Origin of the sequence: Bacillus sp. FSL K6-1218, from assembly GCF_038006445.1 — a bacterium.
In the GTDB taxonomy this organism is placed as follows: Bacteria; Bacillota; Bacilli; order Bacillales; family Bacillaceae_G; genus Bacillus_A; species Bacillus_A thuringiensis_S.
Window position 1 is genome coordinate 201,455 of sequence record NZ_JBBOVE010000001.1, and the last position, 17,249, is coordinate 218,703.

Below are 17,249 nucleotides of genomic sequence, written 5' to 3' on the forward strand. Positions count from 1 at the left end.
GAAACGAATGAAGGTGTAATGATAAGAAGATTTGACATATGTTCATGAGATTCATTAAGTTAAAGGTAGAGGTGAGTGTATGGCTAATATTAAAGATATTGCAAAGATGGCGGGAGTTTCAGTTACGACTGTTTCGAGAGTGTTGAATGATCACCCATATGTAAGTGAAGAAAAAAGGAAAGCGGTTATAGAGATAGTTGAGAAATTGAATTACTCGCAAAACGCAAATGCTGTTCATTTATCAAAAGGAAAGACGAATATTGTTGGTGTAATTCTACCTTACATTAATCACCCGAGCTTTGATGCAATGGTAGGGGGAATGATGGAGGGAGCGTTAACTCATAATTACAGGGTGCTACTTTGCCAAACGAATTATAATAAAAAAGAAGAAATGAAAAGTTTACATATGTTAAAAACAAAACAATTGGATGGTCTTATTATTTGTTCACGTGCAAATGATTGGGAAACGATAGAACCGTATGCTTCTTACGGCGCAATAATTGCTTGTGAAGACAATGATATTTCAAACATCTCAAGTGTATATACGAATCATTCAGCGGCCTTTCAATTAGGAATGGATTATTTGATTGAGAAAGGTTATAAAAAAATTGGTTATTGTACGGGAAGAAAATTAGGGCCGAGTAGTCAAAAGCGTTTTGATGTTTATAAACAGCAATTGCAATCTATAGACGAAGAGGTTAATGAAGAATGGATTTTTACAGAATGTTTTACACTAGAAGACGGTGTAAAAGTGGCTCATAAGTTAAAAGAGATGCAGGATCTTCCTGAAGCATTAATAGTAGCAGGCGATGAAGTTGCGATTGGGGTTATGACGGAAGTTGGGAAATTAGGTATTCGAGTTCCTGAAGATTTAGCAATTATTGGTTTGGATAATCAACCTATCTCGCAAGTGTTACAATTGACAACTATTGATCAAAATTTAAAGGAGATAGGGAAAACTGCTTTTGAAATGTTGCATAGAAAAGTGAATGATGAGAGTTCTGAACAAGAAAAGCTGGAAATTCCATACGAACTTGTGGAACGTTCTACAGTTTAATCTTAATCCGTTATGTGTATAATCGCATAACGGATTATTTTTTTGAAATATCTTTGACAGGAAACGCGTTTCATACTTTATAAAGGAGTTAAACCGGTCTGTAATAATCCATGGATTCTTTTCAAGAATAGTATTTGGAGGGATATGCATGAATGAACTTTTATTAAGTGTGAACAAGTATATAGAGGATGACGAAAAAATTTTAGCCTTTGTAGTAGGGATCTTTGAGAAGGATAATTTCATGTTATGTTATCAACATGGAATTTTTGTTGCCACTACTAGACGTCTCCTGTTTTACGGGAAATTTCCGTACTATCCTTCAACATTTAAAGAGTACTCATATTTGCATATAGATAGCATAGATTTTCATCCGTACTTTGAGTTTACTTATAATCATGAAACGGTTAGAGTTAAGCATATTCAGAAAGGGAATGTGGAGCGATTTGTCCATGTAGTTAGAGCAAATATGAATAATTAATCAACCCTCTGTTTAAACATAATATTTCAATTTTTAAGAGGGAAAATGCGGAATAAAAACCACTTCTAAACCTCTAGGAGATAGTGATACAATGTCAAATGGGGGGAGGGTATGAACTATGGTTAATCAACGTATAAAGGAAATAACACTAATTACAATTGGTTCATTATTATTCGCAATTGGTATTAATTACTTTGCAATTCCAAACCGTTTATCGGAAGGTGGAATTATTGGTTTAACGGTTGTTACGTACTACTTATTTGATTGGTCACCAGGGATTGTGAATTTTGCTATAAATGCAATTTTACTAGCTGTTGGTTATAAATTTTTTGATAAGAAAACAATGATTTATACAATTTTAGGGATTGTAGAAACATCTTTGTTTTTATACGTTACAGAACATATTGAGTATCATGTAAATAGTGATACATTATTAGCAGCTTTATTTGCTGGTTTATTTGTGGGTATTGGATTAGGCTGTATGTTCAAAGCCGGAGGTACATCGGGAGGATCAGCAATCTTAGCTCGGTTAGCAAATCAATATTTAGGTTGGAGTGTAGGTAAAGGCGTACTAATTATTGATATTGTTGTAATTGCTGGTTCTGTATTTATAATAGGGCAAGAAAAGGCAATGTATACACTTGTAGCTGTGTTCATCGGAGCGAAGGTGATTGATTTCATTGTAGAAGGAATGGATACAAAAACGGCTGTTACGATTATTTCAAATCAACCAGATTTAATTCGTGAGGCCATTACGAAAAATATGACACGCGGTGTTACTGTATTGGAAGGGCGCGGCGGATATACTGGTAAAAATAAAGAAGTTTTATATGTTGTTATTAATAAACAAGAGCTTGTTAAGTTAAAACAAGTTATTAGCCGGGTAGATGAAGATGCTTTCGTTGTTATACACGATGTACGTGATGTACTTGGCGGTGGCTTTAAAGCAAGCTAAAAGGTGAACGAGTAAATTCGTTCACCTTTTTTAATTCTTACAAAAATGTAAGTGTAATGTAATGAGATTCAATAGTAGATTTTATTCCCCCTTTTTAAAATGGATGTATATATATCCTGCAGAGGAGGAATGTTTATTATGAAGAAAAAAATGATCACTACTATAATAGCGATGATAGTGATAGTAGTAATGTTACTGCCTACGAAACTTGGACCGGTTATCGATAAATATAATCCATTTTATAAGACGAAAGAATACTATACGGTTGTGAATACAATTGGTCAGCATATCGGTGATGAGTGGTATGAATATGAATTCATTGCATTCGATGAACGTGGTAGAGAGCAGAAAATAAAGAAAACGGTTAAGCATATGTTAAAGAGAGATGAAGCATTAAAGGTTTTTGCAAAAGGGCGTTACGGTGAGTCCATTGAAGAGATTGAGGTTGCAAATATTCCTATAAATGCGAAGAGTAAACTTTTAACGGTGAGATAGAGAAATATACCCCCAGCTATTTTTTGTCGAAAATAAAAATACTGGGTAAGGGTATTTTTAAGGTTAGCAAAAAAGCCTTAGTCCATATAGACTAAGGCTTTTTTCTTATATAAAGGGGAAGGGGGTACATTGTAGTAGCATGGGTGAAAGGTATAAGAAGAGTAGCTACTAGCAATGTAATTTGGTTATGTGATTGTTCTTCTTATTTGGCTTACTTTCTAATTTTATTGTACGAAATATAAGTAAGGGGAACTATCGAATTACATTACACATAACTTACAAACATGTAAGCCTTCTGTAATGTAATTCGATAGTTAAAAGATAGTAATTTTCATATAGTGTAACTAGAAAGTCTCAATGTATTACTTTCTGTTTGTAATGAAGAATGAAAAACCAACTAATTTTTAATAATCCTCATCTGAATCAAGATGGGGATCTTTTTTAAAACCTTACAACATTGTAAGGTGTACGTAAGTTAATTCGATAGTAAATTTGTCATATTTTTTGCATAATAGATACAAATAGAAAAATAATTAGGGATCTAGTAAGAAGGGAGAAAAATGGGATGAGTAAAGAAGAAGTAGTGAAGTTACCAATTAAAGATTTCTGTAGCTACTTTACTGTTGCCGTAGTGTGTATTGGATTATTTGATATCATAACAAACTTAATTGTTAAATAATATAGATGCTAAAACAAGAAAGGAAGTCCTTTCTTGTTTTTTTTATGGGGGCATAAAGATGAAATGGATTGATAGTCATATACATGTTGATCAATATAAGGATGAAGAGAAGAGCAGATTACTAAAAGAGGTGGAAAATAGTAATGAAATAAAGGGGCTTATTGCGGTATCTATGAATTATCAATCTTGTAAGGAAACGTTATCTTTAGCGAAGAAGTATCCCTTTATATATCCAGCGATAGGGTTTCATCCAGAGCAACAGATTCATAAAGAAGAGTGTGAACAGATTTATCAACTTATTGAACAGAACGCAGAGGAAATTGTTGCGATTGGTGAAGTAGGTTTGCCCTATTATTTGAGAAAAGAAGATGAAAGAATTGCTGCAGGTCTATACATAGCTGTATTGAAAAAATTTATAGAACTAGCTAGTAAGTATAATTTGCCGATTGTATTACATGCAGTTTATGAAGATGCTGACATTGTATGTGATTTGCTAGAGAAATATAAAGTTTCACGTGCACACTTCCATTGGTTTAAAGGAAGCGATGAAACAATGAAACGGATGATGAGAAATGGTTATTATATTTCGATTACACCGGATGTTTTACATAAGGAGAAGATTAGAAAAATCGTTTCGTATTATCCGCTTGAATATATGATGGTAGAAACAGATGGACCGTGGGAATTTCAAGAGGGTGTTGTAACGCATCCAAGAATGATTCGAGAGGTATTAAAGGAAATTAGTTCTATAAAAAACATATCCATTGATAAGGTTGCAGAAACAATATATGAAAATACAAGTCGATTTTATTTGAAAGGATAGGAGAATTATAGTTTTAATCATGTAACGGAAAAAGTAAAAATTGAATGTATTTAATAAAATGCCACGGTTTGATATAGGACAAAAAACCACCAAGCGTTCCGCTCGATGGTTTTGTATTAGGATTCTAATTTTTTCGCGCGTTTTAATAATAAAAGAAAGACAATAATAACGAATCCTAGTATAAGGAAGAAGCCATATTGCTTTATATAATCAATTATGTCATTTGCACTTGTTGGTTTTTTAACGTGAATGCCGTCTTTATTCGTAGTAATATGAATACCTTTCATTTTTACTTCATTCTTTTCCTTTTGTAAATCAATCCATTCTATATTTGGAATACTCTCTAGATCCTTTAACACTTCTTTTAATGGTTTCACACCTAAGTAAGGATGATAGAATGCTCCAATAATCCCATCGGATAATTTAGCAACAGATAAAGCATTTGCTTTCATTTTAGCAATAGCTTGTGGCTTATCTTCTTCAATAAAACCGACTGTTTCAGGCGTTAATTTCATTCCATGTAGAAATGATGGTGTACTTCTATATGCTGGAGAGTGCATGGATTTCCAAGTTGTATCACTTAACTGTAGTTGTCCTACATAAGTTGAAAAGTATCTTGATAATATTTCATACCCTTTTTGAGACATTGTGTAATGAGGTGCTTCAAAGGCGACAGGATATAGTTTAGCATCTACAAGTTCTTGAATCCCCTTTTCGATGTGATCTGTCGTATATTTTTCCTCAAACTCTTCCCCTTTTTTTACATATTGGTTATATGACTCTATATTTGGAAATTCATCTTTTGACTTCGGTTTTTCATGTTTCGGTTGGCGAATTGGTTGATCCGTCTTTACGTCCCAAAATTCAAAACCTTCCCCAGTTTCACTATCATAAAATTGGTGAGTGTAACCATGCATAATAATCGCTGCGCCATCATCTTGCATAGAGCGTAAAAGATCGACTAGTTTGGGTTTATCTTTTAAATGTAGTGTTTTACCTGTATCTGGATCTGTATATACAGGAATAACAGTGATCATGTAAGGAATCTTCTTCTCTTTTAGTAATTCAGCAATTTCTTTCAATTGATTTATATCTGCTGCTGGGTGAACATCCTCAAGACGTAAATAAGCTAATTTTTTATTGGTTTCGGGTTTTTGCCGAAAATAAGAAAATAGGCTTTCGCCAATATAATAAGATATCCAATCAAAGAGGTTAGAAGTTGCTACATAATAAGAATTATTTTGCTGTACAATTAATGGATAAGTATTATTTCCTCTTAAAGCATGTGCGAGAATTGTGCCGTTTGTATCAAGTTGTTTAATTGATCTTTCTTCTTCTAATATATTCTTTAGTTTACGTGTTGGATATTCAATTGTATCAGAGTTTATATCTTCATTTTTAAGTGTGATAAATGAAAAACGAGTAGATAACTGTTCTATATTTTGACCTAAAACTAGTAATGGTCCTGGGAAGCCTTCTAGAAATTCCTTTGCTTCAGTAGAAAGTTCTTCTTGTTTTTCACCCATGTAAATAACATGTGTATACGAAGATTTATCAGTTATTTCAGCTAACTGTTTTATGTTTTTAATTGTTATATTATTAGTGAAATGCCCTACTTGTGTATTAAGTATTTGGATATCGCTTGTAATTTGATCATCGTTTGAACTGTATAAAATAAGGGTTTTTGGTTGTTCAGTTTTTTGTGCAGAAATAGGGACAGGAATTAATAGTAGTAAACTAAATAAGAGTAACAGCCATTTTTTCATATTATTATTCTCCTAGTTTATATTTAGAATTCAATTTACAATTATATACAATGAATGCGTTATAGTCTATGAAAGTTACATTTTTGTACGTATTTACCAGCTTTTTTTTCACAAAATCGGTCTAAAGCATGATGATAATATGTATAGTTATTTGCTATGATAAAAGAGTAGTAGAATGTAGGTAATTGTAAAGGGAAGGCTGAAAGGGGACAAATTTCAGCGGAGAAAGAGGTAGAGGTAGTGAAGAAATTCTTTGTAGGATTTTTAGTTGTTCTTGGGGTATATTTATATTTCCAAGGAAAGTCTGAAGGAATGGATAAGCTAGTGAATGGAACAAGCTATGTTGATTCAGAAGAAGCAAAACAGATGAAACAAATCATTATAGAGGAAGCTAAGAAAGTAAATCTTCCGGAATGGATACCTCTTGCAATTGCTGAGCATGAAAGTCGATTAAATCCAAGAAGTGTTGGAGATAATGGAACTTCATTCGGATTGTTTCAACTACACCGCGGCGGCGGGCTTGCACCAGAACATTTAACTGATGATGAGCTGAAAGATCCACGTACAAATGCACAAATTGCAATGCCGCATTTGATGAAAGGATATAAGCGCGGGGTGCAAAAAGGTTTAACTGATTTTGCATTACTGAAATATATAGCGAATACATCTGGGTGGCCAGGGAATTTAGGGCCAGAGTGGACGGATAATAACATGAAGTATAACATCGGATTAGAAGATGTGTACTATCGAAATAAAGGTGTAATTAAAGAGTAGGTTTTGATACCTACTCTGTTTTTTTATGAATAATTTCAGCCTTTTCTTTCGTAAAATACTGCGTGAGTTGTATTTTCACCTCTTCTAGTTTTGTAGAAACTTGAGGTATTTTATATCCTACATACAGCGGTGAAACGACAAACCTAGGAACAACTTTACAAATAATTTTTCTATTTAAGTAATAGAAGAATAAGTTATAACTACTGCATCCTTTATGAAAATCTGTCAGTATGTAACGTACAGTTTGCTGAATGTAATTTGCCATATCATCTATATATGAAATATTATCAATGATTATATTGAATTCAGTGAAGCCGATAATGGGACGCTCTGAAATATTAAGCTCAATGCGTTCGTTTTTTTGAACAATTACCCCTTGGAAATTTTCTTCTTCAATATTTTCAAGATAATCTACATATTTCATTCCGATAATTTGCATGTGTGCATGATGCAAACTTCCACCTGAAAATGGACCGTGATTTTTGTATAAAATCACAGATGCGAACTCTTCTTTCTTCTGTAAGTGTAACCAATGTTGAATAGAAAATTGCATTAATTTCCGCATATGTTCTTCTGTATATGTTGCGATATGATCTTCGCAATTACCGGTTTCGATTAACACTGTTTGAAATGTATCTTGTAATGTAGGAAATTTATTTTTTAACCAAATAATAGAACCATCAGTTGCTAAAATATCCGTTAAATGTTCTTTATCGCAAAATGGACATGCAGCGCTTCTATTCCGAATACTTTCTGGTTTTTGTTTACCGATATCGTTTAAAAAATATAGTTGTTGTGTATCCATTTGTATATATGCCCCTTTAAAATATGTGTAAAAATCCCGCTTAATACATTCGGGAAAAGGAGGAGGAAATCCTCTAAAGGCAATATGGAAAAAATAAAAGACAAGATATCCTCATTACGATAGGGTACCTTGTCTTTTATTTTTTCTCTAATAGTGTGTATGGATAATATAGAACATTTTCAGTATTTTTCTTTTTTCTATTTTTTATTGTGTATAAAGTAATTGCTGTGCTTGCAATTATAATAATGGCTTTCTTCATATTCATATACCCCTTTTTATTGTTGGTTTAATTCTTGGCTAACTGCTTTTGCATCGACTAAAGCGTGTAAAATCATTTTCACCATGTTCATCATATTTCTTCACTCCTTTTTATAGTTCATTTAGTTCTTTTACAACTGCTTGTCCGTTCACTAATACCTCAAAGATTGCTTTTACGATTTCTTTCATCATGTTTGTTTCCTCCTTTTGTTTGTCTCTCTTGTTTACATCTTTATTGTATAGGGAGGCATCTTTTCGTACTATCGCTTTCCATTACGTGAACATAACAGTTTTGTAAGATTTGATGTCACTTATTGAAATGTTTAGTCTATCTTCATTATTTTCAGAAAAATGACTATTCAAACATGAAATTGGAAAGTATAATAAAGAAGTAAGTATTAAATTCCGTACGAAAGGGGTGAATGAGATGAAACGTTCTTTAGCTGCACGTGCCAAATTTTTAGATTTTATCTATTTTTGTCGTGCGATTTTTCATGATGTAGTTGTTAACGGGATACGTATGCCCTTTTTTAACAATTGCATAGTGACTATTGAACGATAGAAATCTCTTCACCCATTTTTAATAAACGTGTGAAAAGGGAGCTGTTTGGCTTCCTTTTTCTATGCCGAAAACCATGGGGAATGTTTCTTTCTCATGGTTTTTTATATTGAAAGGAGTACGGAAAATGACTATTTGTAGTGTAAATAATGTAACGAAATCTTTTGGTGGAAACACCATATTTGAAAATATATCGCTTGAAATAAAGAATGGTGAACGTGTTGGATTAGTTGGTCGTAACGGTAGTGGGAAGACAACAATCTTTGGGCTTCTGACGGGAAGGGAGAGTTTGGATGCAGGAGCCATTCATATGAAGAAAGGTACACGTATTGGTCATGTCGCACAAATTCCGAAGTTTGATGAGGCTATGACTGTATATGATGTATTGAGTTCTGCTTTTAAAGTAGAAAAGGAATTAGAAAAAGAAATGCATGCTTTAGAAAAAAATATGGCGGTGGAACAGGAACAATCTGCTTTGGAAAAGTTAATGGAGAGGTATGGAGTCATTCAAGAAAAATTTGCGTTTCTCGGTGGTTATGAAATCGAGGCAAATATAATGAAGGTAGCAAATGGCTTACAAGTGACAGACTTATTTTCAAGAGTGTTTACGGAATTAAGTGGAGGAGAACAGACGAAAGTAAGCCTTGCATATATGCTATTGCAGAAACCAGATTTACTTCTATTAGATGAACCAACAAATCATTTAGATTTATTTGCAGTTGAATGGTTAGAGCAATTTTTAAAAGAATACACTGGAACAGTTATGGTTATTTCACATGATCGTTATTTCCTTGATGAAGTTGTAACGAAAATTTTTGATTTGGAAGATGGAGAGATTCACGTGTACCATACGAATTATTCTCAGTTCGTTGAGGAGAAGGAAGAAAAATTACTTCAAGAGTTTCAAGCTTATCAGGAGCAACAAAAGAAAATAAAGAAAATGAAAGAAGCAATTAAGCGTCTACGTGAATGGGCAAATCAAGCGAACCCTCCGAATGAAGGATTGCATAAAAGAGCGAGAAATATGGAACGTGCGTTAGAACGTATAGAGAAATTAAAGAGGCCAATTTTAGAACGAAAACAGATGGGTCTTCAGTTTGAAGGGCAAGAGAGAAGCGGGAAAGATGTTGTTGTAATGAAAGAAGTGAGTAAAGGTTTTGCTGGCCGACCTTTATTTGAACAAGCGAATTTACATGTTCGTTTTCAAGAGCGTGCGGCTATCGTTGGTCGTAATGGTACAGGAAAGACTACATTATTAAAACTACTATTAGAAGAAATAAATCCAGACGTTGGTGAAATTCGAATTGGTAGTAGTGTCAAAATTGGTTATTTATCACAGCATACGTATGGAAATGTGAAGAGTAATGTATTGGAAGCGTTTAGAGAGTATGTAGCTGTAACCGAAGGAGAAGCAAGACATATATTGGCTAAGTTTTTATTTTATGGTCCAGCAGTATTTAAGAAAGTAACGCAACTGAGCGGTGGAGAAAAAATGAGGTTAAGACTTGCGCAACTTATGTATCAAGACATCAATTTTCTAATTTTAGATGAGCCGACAAACCACCTTGATATTGAATCAAGGGAAGTTTTAGAGGAAGCCCTTGAGCAATATAATGGAACAATCCTAGCTGTTTCACATGATCGTTATTTTTTAAATAAGTTATTTGAAAAGACGTACTGGATTGATGAATGTAAATTATTTGAGTTTGCAGGAAACTATGCATGGGCTCGTCAAAAATGGGAAGAAAAGCTTGAGAAGCAAGTAATAAAGCAGAAACGCCAAGGGAGAAAGAGTGTTGAAATGGTTCCAGTAAAAGAGAAAAAAGCTAGGAATCTTGAAGAGATTGAAAATGAGTTAATGCATGTAGAAGAAGATATATATGCAATAGAATGTGAAATGGAACATGTAGCTGATGTTGAAAGACTTGAAAAATTATATGAGGAAAAAACGATGAAAGAGTTGTTACGAGCGAAGTTATATAGTGAGTTAGAGAATATTGTGGAGTAAAGAGTAGAAAGCCACTTCCTTTCAGTTTTGCTGGAGGAAGTGGCTTTTTCATAATGATATTTTGCTTTAAAGATTAAATGAAGCGATGTGTTTCACGTGAAACAGTAACTTAGATAAATCCGTGTTCCTCAATTTGCATAGCTTGTGAAGCGTATGAAATGATAAGGTGAAAAATAAATGTCATTAGTGGCTTTTCAATAGGAGTAATCACAAAAACAAAGGCTAATTATTTCCCGAGAGATAAAGTGAAACTTTAATCAGTGGGGGTTTTACTGCCCGGCAAATAGCGGGATAAATATGTGTAACAGAGACTAGTGATTGAAAACGAAAAGAGAGCAAAGTTACAGCTTTACGCGCTGAACTCTGCTCTCTTTCTGCGTGGCATCTTCTCTTGTTGAAATTATAATAGCGATCCCGAGCATGATAAAAAAAGCTAAAAAGAGGACGAACTTTGGGAAGAACGGGAATAGTAATAGCGCCCCGACTATCATAATTGTTAATAATACGTAGTGCAGGACGTATTGGAATAGGTTGTCCATATTTTCGCCCCCTTTTTGGTAATTGGTTATTAGTATTCTATGTTTCATGCTGAAGAAATAGAAGTAGATTTTTAAGTTTTTAATACGAATTATAGCTGAGTTTTCTTAAAGTATAAATGTAGAGATAAAATTTTGGGAAAATTCTAAAAATATTTATTTAGAAAGAATTGACAAAACATAATGAACGATATAAGCTAATAACCATAAAGTCTACCGGAAAGGTCGGAATAAGATTGTTACCCCTCAAAAACATCTATTTTTTTACGATTAAAACCGACTTTTCCGATTGGCTATAAATGTTGCTGTGGGAGGCATACATAAGGTAATTCGTTCAGAGGGTATAATCATAAAAAGTTAGGGTGGGGACAATGAAGAAAAAGACAAAAAAATGGGCTGGTGTATTTTCGGTATTAATGAGTAGTTCGCTTGTGTTGTCTGCTTGTGGGGGACAGGAGGACGCGGCTTCTACAGAACCGGTTAAACAGCAGGATTTAAAAAATGTAAAAGTTGAAAAGATTGCTGCTACAGATAAGACAAAGGTGCCTGATAAGGCAAAAAATAGAAAAGATACTTTTATTTCAGGTATCTCCAAGCCTGGGGGAGTTTTCTTACCTTACTTTCAAGAGAATGGTTGGGATGGTAATGTGACATCGGTTATATTTGCTTCTCTTGTTACAACAGATAAACAAGGAAAACCGATACCGGATCTTGCTGAGAAGTGGGATGTTTCTTCAGACCAATTAACATATACATTTCATTTACGTAAAGACTTGAAATTTAGTGATGGATCGCCATTAACTGCCGACGATGTAGCATTTACATTAACACTTCTACATGATAAAGCATATGAAGGCGGCGATGATATTTCACAATATGTAATTAAAGGTGGAAAAGAATATAAAGAGGGAAAAGCGACGTCTATTGAAGGAATTCAAGTTGTTGATCCACAAACAATTAAAATTACGACTGAAAAAGTTAACTCACAAGCGCTAATTGCTTTAGGTGGTCCAGTATTATCGAAAGCTTATTATGGAAAAGAGTATAAACAAAATACTAGTTTAGATTATTTAAAAGAGTTATATGGAAAACCGATAGCTGCGGGGCCATATAAGTTCGAAAAGTATATACCAGGACAGGAAGTTCGTTTTATAGCAAATGAAAATTATTATGCAGGTAAACCAAAAATTCAAAACTTTATTTATAAAATTACTTCACCGGATACCAAGTTCCAATTATTCCAAACAGGTGAGATAGATTATACAGGAGTAGGTTATGGGGATGAAATTTTAGAACAAGTGAAGAGTTTGCAGTTTGCAAATGTTGAAATAGAGACGGCTTCTTCATTTAGTTATATAAGAATGAATAGTAAAAAACCGTATTTAAAAGATAAGAAAGTTCGTCAAGCTCTTATTTATGGTTTGGATCGTAAAAAGTATGTAGATACAGCTTTTAAAGGATACGGTACAGTAGCTAATGTTCCAATTCATCCAACATCTTGGGCTTATACAGAAGAGGGGATTAATAAGTACGAATATAACTTAGATAAGGCGAAGAAATTATTAGATGAAGCTGGATGGAAAGCTGGTTCAGACGGAATTCGTGAAAAAGATGGTCAAAAGCTTAAATTAACGTATTATGGTGCAAGCTCGGCAAAAGACGGTGATTTATTTATTCCGATTGCAAAAGAGAACTATAAAGAATTAGGCGTTGAATTCAACCCTGAATTTATGGACTTTAATACGATGCTGTCAAAAGTAAAAAAAGGAGATTATGATTTAGCTTCTGTTGCAACACCAATTACAACAGATCCAAGTGAAACTGTAGGTGGCTACTCCTCGGATGGTGATGATAATACCCTAGGATATAAAAATGAAAAAGTAGATGCATTAATTAAAAAGGGACTTGAAACTGTAGATATTGAAAAACGTAAACCGATTTATAAAGAACTATACAAAGAATTAAGTGATGATCCGCCAGTAATTTTATTGAATTATCGTAGAGTCATCACAGCTTACAATGGAAACATTAAAGGAATTGATCCTGAGAAGTATGACAGTATTAGTTCGAACTCGCCAGTATTATCTATTGAAAAATAACGAGAAGAATGTATAAGTAGAAGACATTTTTTCATTCAGCTAGTAATATGCTGATTCGAAAAAATGTTCTTCTATTTTAAGCATAAGATTGGAGAGGAAAAGGGTGAAGACGTATATCGTTCGTAGGTTGTTACAAATGATTCCTACACTATTTGGAACATCAATTGTTATTTTCTTCCTGTTTGCACTTCTTCCGGGGGATTATATTGATTCAAATCCTAAGATTACACCACAAAGAGCAGCAGAGCTTAGGGAATTGTATGGATTAAATAAGCCAATTATTGAGCGTTATTTTCATTGGTTAGGTAATGCCTTGCAAGGAGATTTTGGTTTCTCGCTTCAATATCAAGAACCTGTAACATCATTATTAAATAAATTTATTTGGAATTCTTTTAGTGTAGCAGTTATTGCGTTATTTTTTATTTGGCTAATTGCACTTATTATCGGTGTATTCTCGGCGACGAAGCAACATTCTTTATTCGATAAGCTTGTAACAATTGGTATCTTTGCGGCAATGTCATTTCCTTCATTTTTTATTGGTTTGTTTCTAATTAAGGTGTTCGCAGTGGATCTTAAATTATTGCCGATAGGTGGAATGATTGATGTTGGCAGTAATTCAACAGGATTTGCTTACGTGATAGAAGTTGCAAAACATATGATTTTACCAGTATTTATTTTGACACTTCTTGGGGTCGGCTCGCTAACTCGTTATTTTAGAACAAGTATGTTAGAGGTTGTAAGACAAGATTACATACGAACAGCAAGAGCGAAAGGTTTGAAGGAGAAGACGGTTATTTATAAGCATGCATTAAAAAATGCAATATTGCCGGCAATTACGTTATTAGCATTTGAATTACCAGGTTTGTTTTCAGGAGCGATTATTATTGAACAAATTTTTAACTGGCCAGGGATTGGTAGTATTCAATTAGAGGCATTAAATTTCCGCGATTATACAGTGTTAATGGCATTTACAATGTTTCTTTCTTGTTTAACAATTGTTTCGAATTTTTTCGCAGACATTGTATATGCAGTTGTTGATCCACGTATTCGGTTGAAGTAAGGGGGGAATGAGATGGAAACTGTTACAGCGATTACAGAGAAAAAAGAAAAAAAGAAAAGGAAAAATGAATCATCACCGTGGCGACAGGCTCTTAAAAAGATAAAAAGAAATAAGATGGCACTCGTAGGATTGTATGCATTAATTTTTATGTTTTTATTTTGTTTTATTGGTCCTTTCTTTTCACCATATGCATCAGGGAAAATACAAGTTGCACTAATTAACAAACCACCTAGTTTTTCTCATTGGCTTGGTACAGATCAATTAGGAAGAGATATTTTAACGAGACTAATGCAAGCGGGACGGATTTCATTAACTATCGGCATAGCTTCAATGGTTTTATCAGTGATACTAGGAGCTGTATTAGGAGCGATTGCAGGTTTTTATCGTGGTATTGTGGACAATATTATTATGCGGCTTGCAGATATTTTAATGTCGATGCCAGGATTACCGTTACTTATTATAATGGGTGCGATTTTATCAGAGTGGAAAGTACCGTCTGATTATCGTTTATATGTCATTATGATTATTTTAAGTTTAGTAGGTTGGCCAGGGCTTGCACGCCTTGTAAGAGGGCAAATTTTATCACTTAGGGAGCAAGCATTTATGCAAGCTGCGGATGTGTTAGGAATAAAAGATTACCGGAAAATTATATATCACTTAATACCTAATGTTTTACCCATTTTAATTGTCGTATCTACATTAGGTGTTGCAGGTTCTATTTTGGGAGAATCCGCACTAAGTTACTTAGGTCTCGGCGTCGTCCCACCTACGCCATCATGGGGGAACATGATTAGCGCAGCTAACTCATTAATTGATTTCCAAAAGCGTCCGTGGTTATGGATTCCACCTGGTTTTGCAATCTTTATAACAGTTGTATCAATTAATTTACTTGGTGATGCACTTCGTGATGCGTTAGATCCAAAGATGAGACGGTAGGTGAGAAGGTATGAGTAGAGCGGTAGTAGAGCTAAAAGACTTACAAACACACTTTCAAACGGAGGAAGGGACAGTAAAAGCTGTGAATCATGTTAGTTTTGCTGTTCGAGAAGGTGAAACTGTTTGTGTTGTAGGTGAATCTGGTTGCGGGAAGAGTGTAACAGCTTTATCTATTATGGGGCTTATTGCTGAATCAGGCAGTGTAGTGGGTGGAGACATTTTATATGAAGGAAAAAGTCTTTTAGGAATGAAAGAGAAAGAACTTCGTAGTTTACGAGGTAATGATATTGCAATGATTTTCCAAGAACCAATGACATCGCTAAACCCCGTCTTCACTGTAGGAGAGCAAATTGTAGAAACGTTAAGGGAGCATGAATTACTTAGTAAAAATGAAGCATATAAGAAGGCAATTGAGTTAATTCGTAAAGTTGGCATAGCCCGCGCTGATGAAATCGTCCATTCTTATCCGCATGAACTGAGCGGCGGGATGTTACAACGTATTATGATTGCTGTTGCGCTTAGTTGTAATCCTAAGTTATTAATTGCAGATGAACCAACAACAGCTCTTGATGTTACGATTCAAGCTCAAATATTGGATTTACTAAGACAAGTGAAAGAAGAATTTAAAACGTCGATCTTATTAATTACACATGATTTAGGTGTCGTAGCAGAAATGGCTGATTACGTTGTCGTTATGTATGGTGGGAAAGTTATTGAAGAAGCTCCAGTATTAGAGATATTCCAAAATCCAAAACATCCTTATACGAAAGGATTATTGAAATCAAAACCAGTAATGGGAAAACGAATAGATAAACTATATTCTATTCCAGGGCAAGTTCCGAATTTAGTTGGTTTAGGTGAGTTTTGCTACTTTAGTGGGCGTTGTGAGCATTGTATGGAAATATGTGAAAAAGAAGCCCCAAATCTAAATGTAAATGATGAAAATCATAAAGTAGCTTGCTGGTTATATGAGGAGCGTGCGGAACAATGAGTGAACCATTATTAGAGGTGAAAAACCTAAAGACATATTTTCCAATTAAAGGTGGCATATTTAGTAGAACGATCGGGCATGTAAAAGCAGTTGATGGAGTAAGTTTTACTATTAATAAAGGCGAAGTGTTTGGTCTCGTTGGCGAATCAGGGAGCGGAAAAACAACGATAGGAAAAACAATTTTACGTCTCGTTCAAAAAACGGAGGGGGAAGTGAAGTTTAAAGGGAAAGATGTTCATTCTTTATCCAAGGATGAATTGAGAAAACATCGCCCTAATATGCAGCTCGTTTTCCAAGATCCATTTAGCTCATTAAATCCGAGAATGAGAATTGGTGAAGCGCTTGGAGAGCCGATGTTGGCCCACGGATTAGCGACGAAAGAAAATGTTCGTGAAAAGGTAATTGAAGTATTGGAGTTGTGTGGCTTAGCTCCTTATCATATTGACCGGTATCCCCATGAGTTTTCTGGTGGACAACGTCAGCGTATCGTAATCGCAAGGGCTATGGTATTAAATCCAGAATTCATTGTAGCTGATGAACCTGTGGCAGCACTAGATGTATCTATCCAAGCACAAATTATTAATTTATTTAGTGAGTTACAGGAGAAAAAGGGATTATCTTATTTATTCATTTCACATGATTTAAGTGTAGTAGAACATTTATGTACGAAAATCGGAATTATGTATTTAGGTACAATTGTGGAGATCGCGCCGCGTGATGAGTTATTTACCAATCCGCTACATCCGTATACAAAAGCATTGTTATCAGCTGTTCCAATACCAGATCCAACAGTGAAGCGAGAGCGAATTATATTAGAAGGGGATATTCCAAGTCCAGCAAATCCACCTTCGGGTTGTCGTTTTCATACACGTTGCCCGTTTGCAACAGATGTTTGTAAAAAAACAATACCAGAATTTCGTAATGTTGGTGCAGAGCATTTTGTTGCTTGTCATCACGTATAAAAAAAGGA

Annotated in this window: 17 protein-coding genes; 13 read left to right on the forward strand and 4 right to left on the reverse strand. The window is 34.4% G+C overall.

From position 1 onward, the window contains the following. Nucleotides 1-79: 79 nt before the first annotated feature. From MHI26_RS01170 to MHI26_RS01190, 5 genes are all read left to right on the forward strand, one after another. Nucleotides 80-1,057 carry a LacI family DNA-binding transcriptional regulator gene (locus MHI26_RS01170; protein ID WP_061666735.1) on the forward strand — a complete coding sequence of 326 codons (978 nt, stop codon included), beginning with the start codon at nt 80-82 and terminating at the stop codon, nt 1,055-1,057. Nucleotides 1,058-1,205: 148 nt separating this feature from the next. Then, nucleotides 1,206-1,535 carry a PH domain-containing protein gene (locus MHI26_RS01175; protein ID WP_061666734.1) on the forward strand — a complete coding sequence of 110 codons (330 nt, stop codon included), beginning with the start codon at nt 1,206-1,208 and terminating at the stop codon, nt 1,533-1,535. A gap of 118 nt (nt 1,536-1,653) precedes the next feature. Then, the gene (locus MHI26_RS01180) at nt 1,654-2,490 is read left to right on the forward strand and encodes a YitT family protein (protein WP_000248046.1); all 837 of its coding nucleotides are present in this window, start codon (nt 1,654-1,656) and stop codon (nt 2,488-2,490) included. Between the two features lie 138 nt (nt 2,491-2,628). Continuing rightward, a complete protein-coding gene (locus tag MHI26_RS01185) occupies nt 2,629-2,985 on the forward strand; it encodes a YxeA family protein (RefSeq protein ID WP_000728423.1) in 357 nt (118 codons plus the stop codon). Nucleotides 2,986-3,722: 737 nt separating this feature from the next. Beyond that, nucleotides 3,723-4,487: a TatD family hydrolase gene (locus tag MHI26_RS01190; RefSeq protein ID WP_061666733.1), complete on the forward strand. Its 765-nt coding sequence runs from the start codon at nt 3,723-3,725 to the stop codon at nt 4,485-4,487. A 116-nt stretch (nt 4,488-4,603) separates the two neighbouring features. Here MHI26_RS01190 and MHI26_RS01195 read toward each other — a convergent pair whose 3' ends face one another. Next, entirely contained in the window at nt 4,604-6,253 is a 1,650-nt protein-coding gene (locus tag MHI26_RS01195; protein WP_061666732.1) for a DUF2334 domain-containing protein, read from the reverse strand. Nucleotides 6,254-6,493: 240 nt separating this feature from the next. Here MHI26_RS01195 and MHI26_RS01200 point away from each other — a divergent pair, with 240 nt between their 5' ends. Further along, complete coding sequence (locus tag MHI26_RS01200; RefSeq protein ID WP_000713249.1) at nt 6,494-7,027, forward strand: transglycosylase SLT domain-containing protein; 534 nt, start codon at nt 6,494-6,496, stop codon at nt 7,025-7,027. Nucleotides 7,028-7,037: 10 nt separating this feature from the next. Here the strand turns inward: MHI26_RS01200 and MHI26_RS01205 are convergent, their stop codons facing one another. Then, a complete protein-coding gene (locus MHI26_RS01205; RefSeq protein ID WP_061666731.1) occupies nt 7,038-7,832 on the reverse strand; it encodes a DUF4931 domain-containing protein in 795 nt (264 codons plus the stop codon). A gap of 136 nt (nt 7,833-7,968) precedes the next feature. After that, entirely contained in the window at nt 7,969-8,097 is a 129-nt protein-coding gene (locus tag MHI26_RS01210; protein WP_002083998.1) for a hypothetical protein, read from the reverse strand. A 420-nt stretch (nt 8,098-8,517) separates the two neighbouring features. Here MHI26_RS01210 and MHI26_RS01215 point away from each other — a divergent pair, with 420 nt between their 5' ends. Together MHI26_RS01215 and abc-f are read left to right on the forward strand one after the other, a co-directional pair. Next, nucleotides 8,518-8,652, forward strand: a complete 135-nt coding sequence (locus MHI26_RS01215) for an RAxF-45 family protein (protein ID WP_000830643.1) — start codon at nt 8,518-8,520, stop codon at nt 8,650-8,652. 73 nt (nt 8,653-8,725) lie between these two features. Further along, nucleotides 8,726-10,657 (forward strand): ribosomal protection-like ABC-F family protein, encoded by a 1,932-nt coding sequence (gene abc-f / locus MHI26_RS01220; RefSeq protein WP_141526881.1) that lies wholly within the window; start codon nt 8,726-8,728, stop codon nt 10,655-10,657. 341 nt (nt 10,658-10,998) lie between these two features. On the opposite strand, the gene MHI26_RS01225 is transcribed toward abc-f, so the two are convergent. Next, nucleotides 10,999-11,196, reverse strand: coding sequence for a hypothetical protein (locus MHI26_RS01225; RefSeq protein WP_000369254.1), 198 nt, complete (start codon nt 11,194-11,196; stop codon nt 10,999-11,001). Nucleotides 11,197-11,564: 368 nt separating this feature from the next. On the opposite strand from MHI26_RS01225, the gene MHI26_RS01230 reads away from it, so the two are divergent. The 5 genes from MHI26_RS01230 to MHI26_RS01250 all read left to right on the forward strand — a co-directional run bounded on the left by MHI26_RS01230 (nt 11,565) and on the right by MHI26_RS01250 (nt 17,241). Then, nucleotides 11,565-13,292 (forward strand): ABC transporter substrate-binding protein, encoded by a 1,728-nt coding sequence (locus MHI26_RS01230; RefSeq protein WP_061666729.1) that lies wholly within the window; start codon nt 11,565-11,567, stop codon nt 13,290-13,292. 103 nt (nt 13,293-13,395) lie between these two features. Beyond that, nucleotides 13,396-14,352 (forward strand): ABC transporter permease, encoded by a 957-nt coding sequence (locus tag MHI26_RS01235; protein ID WP_000860745.1) that lies wholly within the window; start codon nt 13,396-13,398, stop codon nt 14,350-14,352. Between the two features lie 12 nt (nt 14,353-14,364). After that, complete coding sequence (opp4C, locus tag MHI26_RS01240) at nt 14,365-15,288, forward strand: oligopeptide ABC transporter permease (RefSeq protein ID WP_000451060.1); 924 nt, start codon at nt 14,365-14,367, stop codon at nt 15,286-15,288. Nucleotides 15,289-15,298: 10 nt separating this feature from the next. After that, nucleotides 15,299-16,279 (forward strand): ABC transporter ATP-binding protein, encoded by a 981-nt coding sequence (locus MHI26_RS01245; protein WP_000085614.1) that lies wholly within the window; start codon nt 15,299-15,301, stop codon nt 16,277-16,279. Next, nucleotides 16,276-17,241 (forward strand): ABC transporter ATP-binding protein, encoded by a 966-nt coding sequence (locus tag MHI26_RS01250; protein ID WP_061666728.1) that lies wholly within the window; start codon nt 16,276-16,278, stop codon nt 17,239-17,241. The genes MHI26_RS01245 and MHI26_RS01250 overlap by 4 nt, the downstream gene beginning before the upstream one ends. Nucleotides 17,242-17,249: the final 8 nt, after the last annotated feature.

Excerpts from the sequence above, each read along its gene's own strand:
- MHI26_RS01170 (WP_061666735.1), top strand. The coding sequence starts at position 80 with ATGGCTAATATTAAAGATATTGCAAAGATGGCGGGAGTTTCAGTTACG.
- MHI26_RS01175 (WP_061666734.1), top strand. The coding sequence starts at position 1,206 with ATGAATGAACTTTTATTAAGTGTGAACAAGTATATAGAGGATGACGAA.
- MHI26_RS01180 (WP_000248046.1), top strand. The coding sequence starts at position 1,654 with ATGGTTAATCAACGTATAAAGGAAATAACACTAATTACAATTGGTTCA.
- MHI26_RS01185 (WP_000728423.1), top strand. The coding sequence starts at position 2,629 with ATGAAGAAAAAAATGATCACTACTATAATAGCGATGATAGTGATAGTA.
- MHI26_RS01190 (WP_061666733.1), top strand. The coding sequence starts at position 3,723 with ATGAAATGGATTGATAGTCATATACATGTTGATCAATATAAGGATGAA.
- MHI26_RS01195 (WP_061666732.1), bottom strand. The coding sequence starts at position 6,253 with ATGAAAAAATGGCTGTTACTCTTATTTAGTTTACTACTATTAATTCCT.
- MHI26_RS01205 (WP_061666731.1), bottom strand. The coding sequence starts at position 7,832 with ATGGATACACAACAACTATATTTTTTAAACGATATCGGTAAACAAAAA.
- MHI26_RS01210 (WP_002083998.1), bottom strand. The coding sequence starts at position 8,097 with ATGAATATGAAGAAAGCCATTATTATAATTGCAAGCACAGCAATTACT.
- MHI26_RS01215 (WP_000830643.1), top strand. The coding sequence starts at position 8,518 with ATGAAACGTTCTTTAGCTGCACGTGCCAAATTTTTAGATTTTATCTAT.
- abc-f (WP_141526881.1), top strand. The coding sequence starts at position 8,726 with ATGGGGAATGTTTCTTTCTCATGGTTTTTTATATTGAAAGGAGTACGG.
- MHI26_RS01225 (WP_000369254.1), bottom strand. The coding sequence starts at position 11,196 with ATGGACAACCTATTCCAATACGTCCTGCACTACGTATTATTAACAATT.
- MHI26_RS01230 (WP_061666729.1), top strand. The coding sequence starts at position 11,565 with ATGAAGAAAAAGACAAAAAAATGGGCTGGTGTATTTTCGGTATTAATG.
- opp4C (WP_000451060.1), top strand. The coding sequence starts at position 14,365 with ATGGAAACTGTTACAGCGATTACAGAGAAAAAAGAAAAAAAGAAAAGG.
- MHI26_RS01245 (WP_000085614.1), top strand. The coding sequence starts at position 15,299 with ATGAGTAGAGCGGTAGTAGAGCTAAAAGACTTACAAACACACTTTCAA.
- MHI26_RS01250 (WP_061666728.1), top strand. The coding sequence starts at position 16,276 with ATGAGTGAACCATTATTAGAGGTGAAAAACCTAAAGACATATTTTCCA.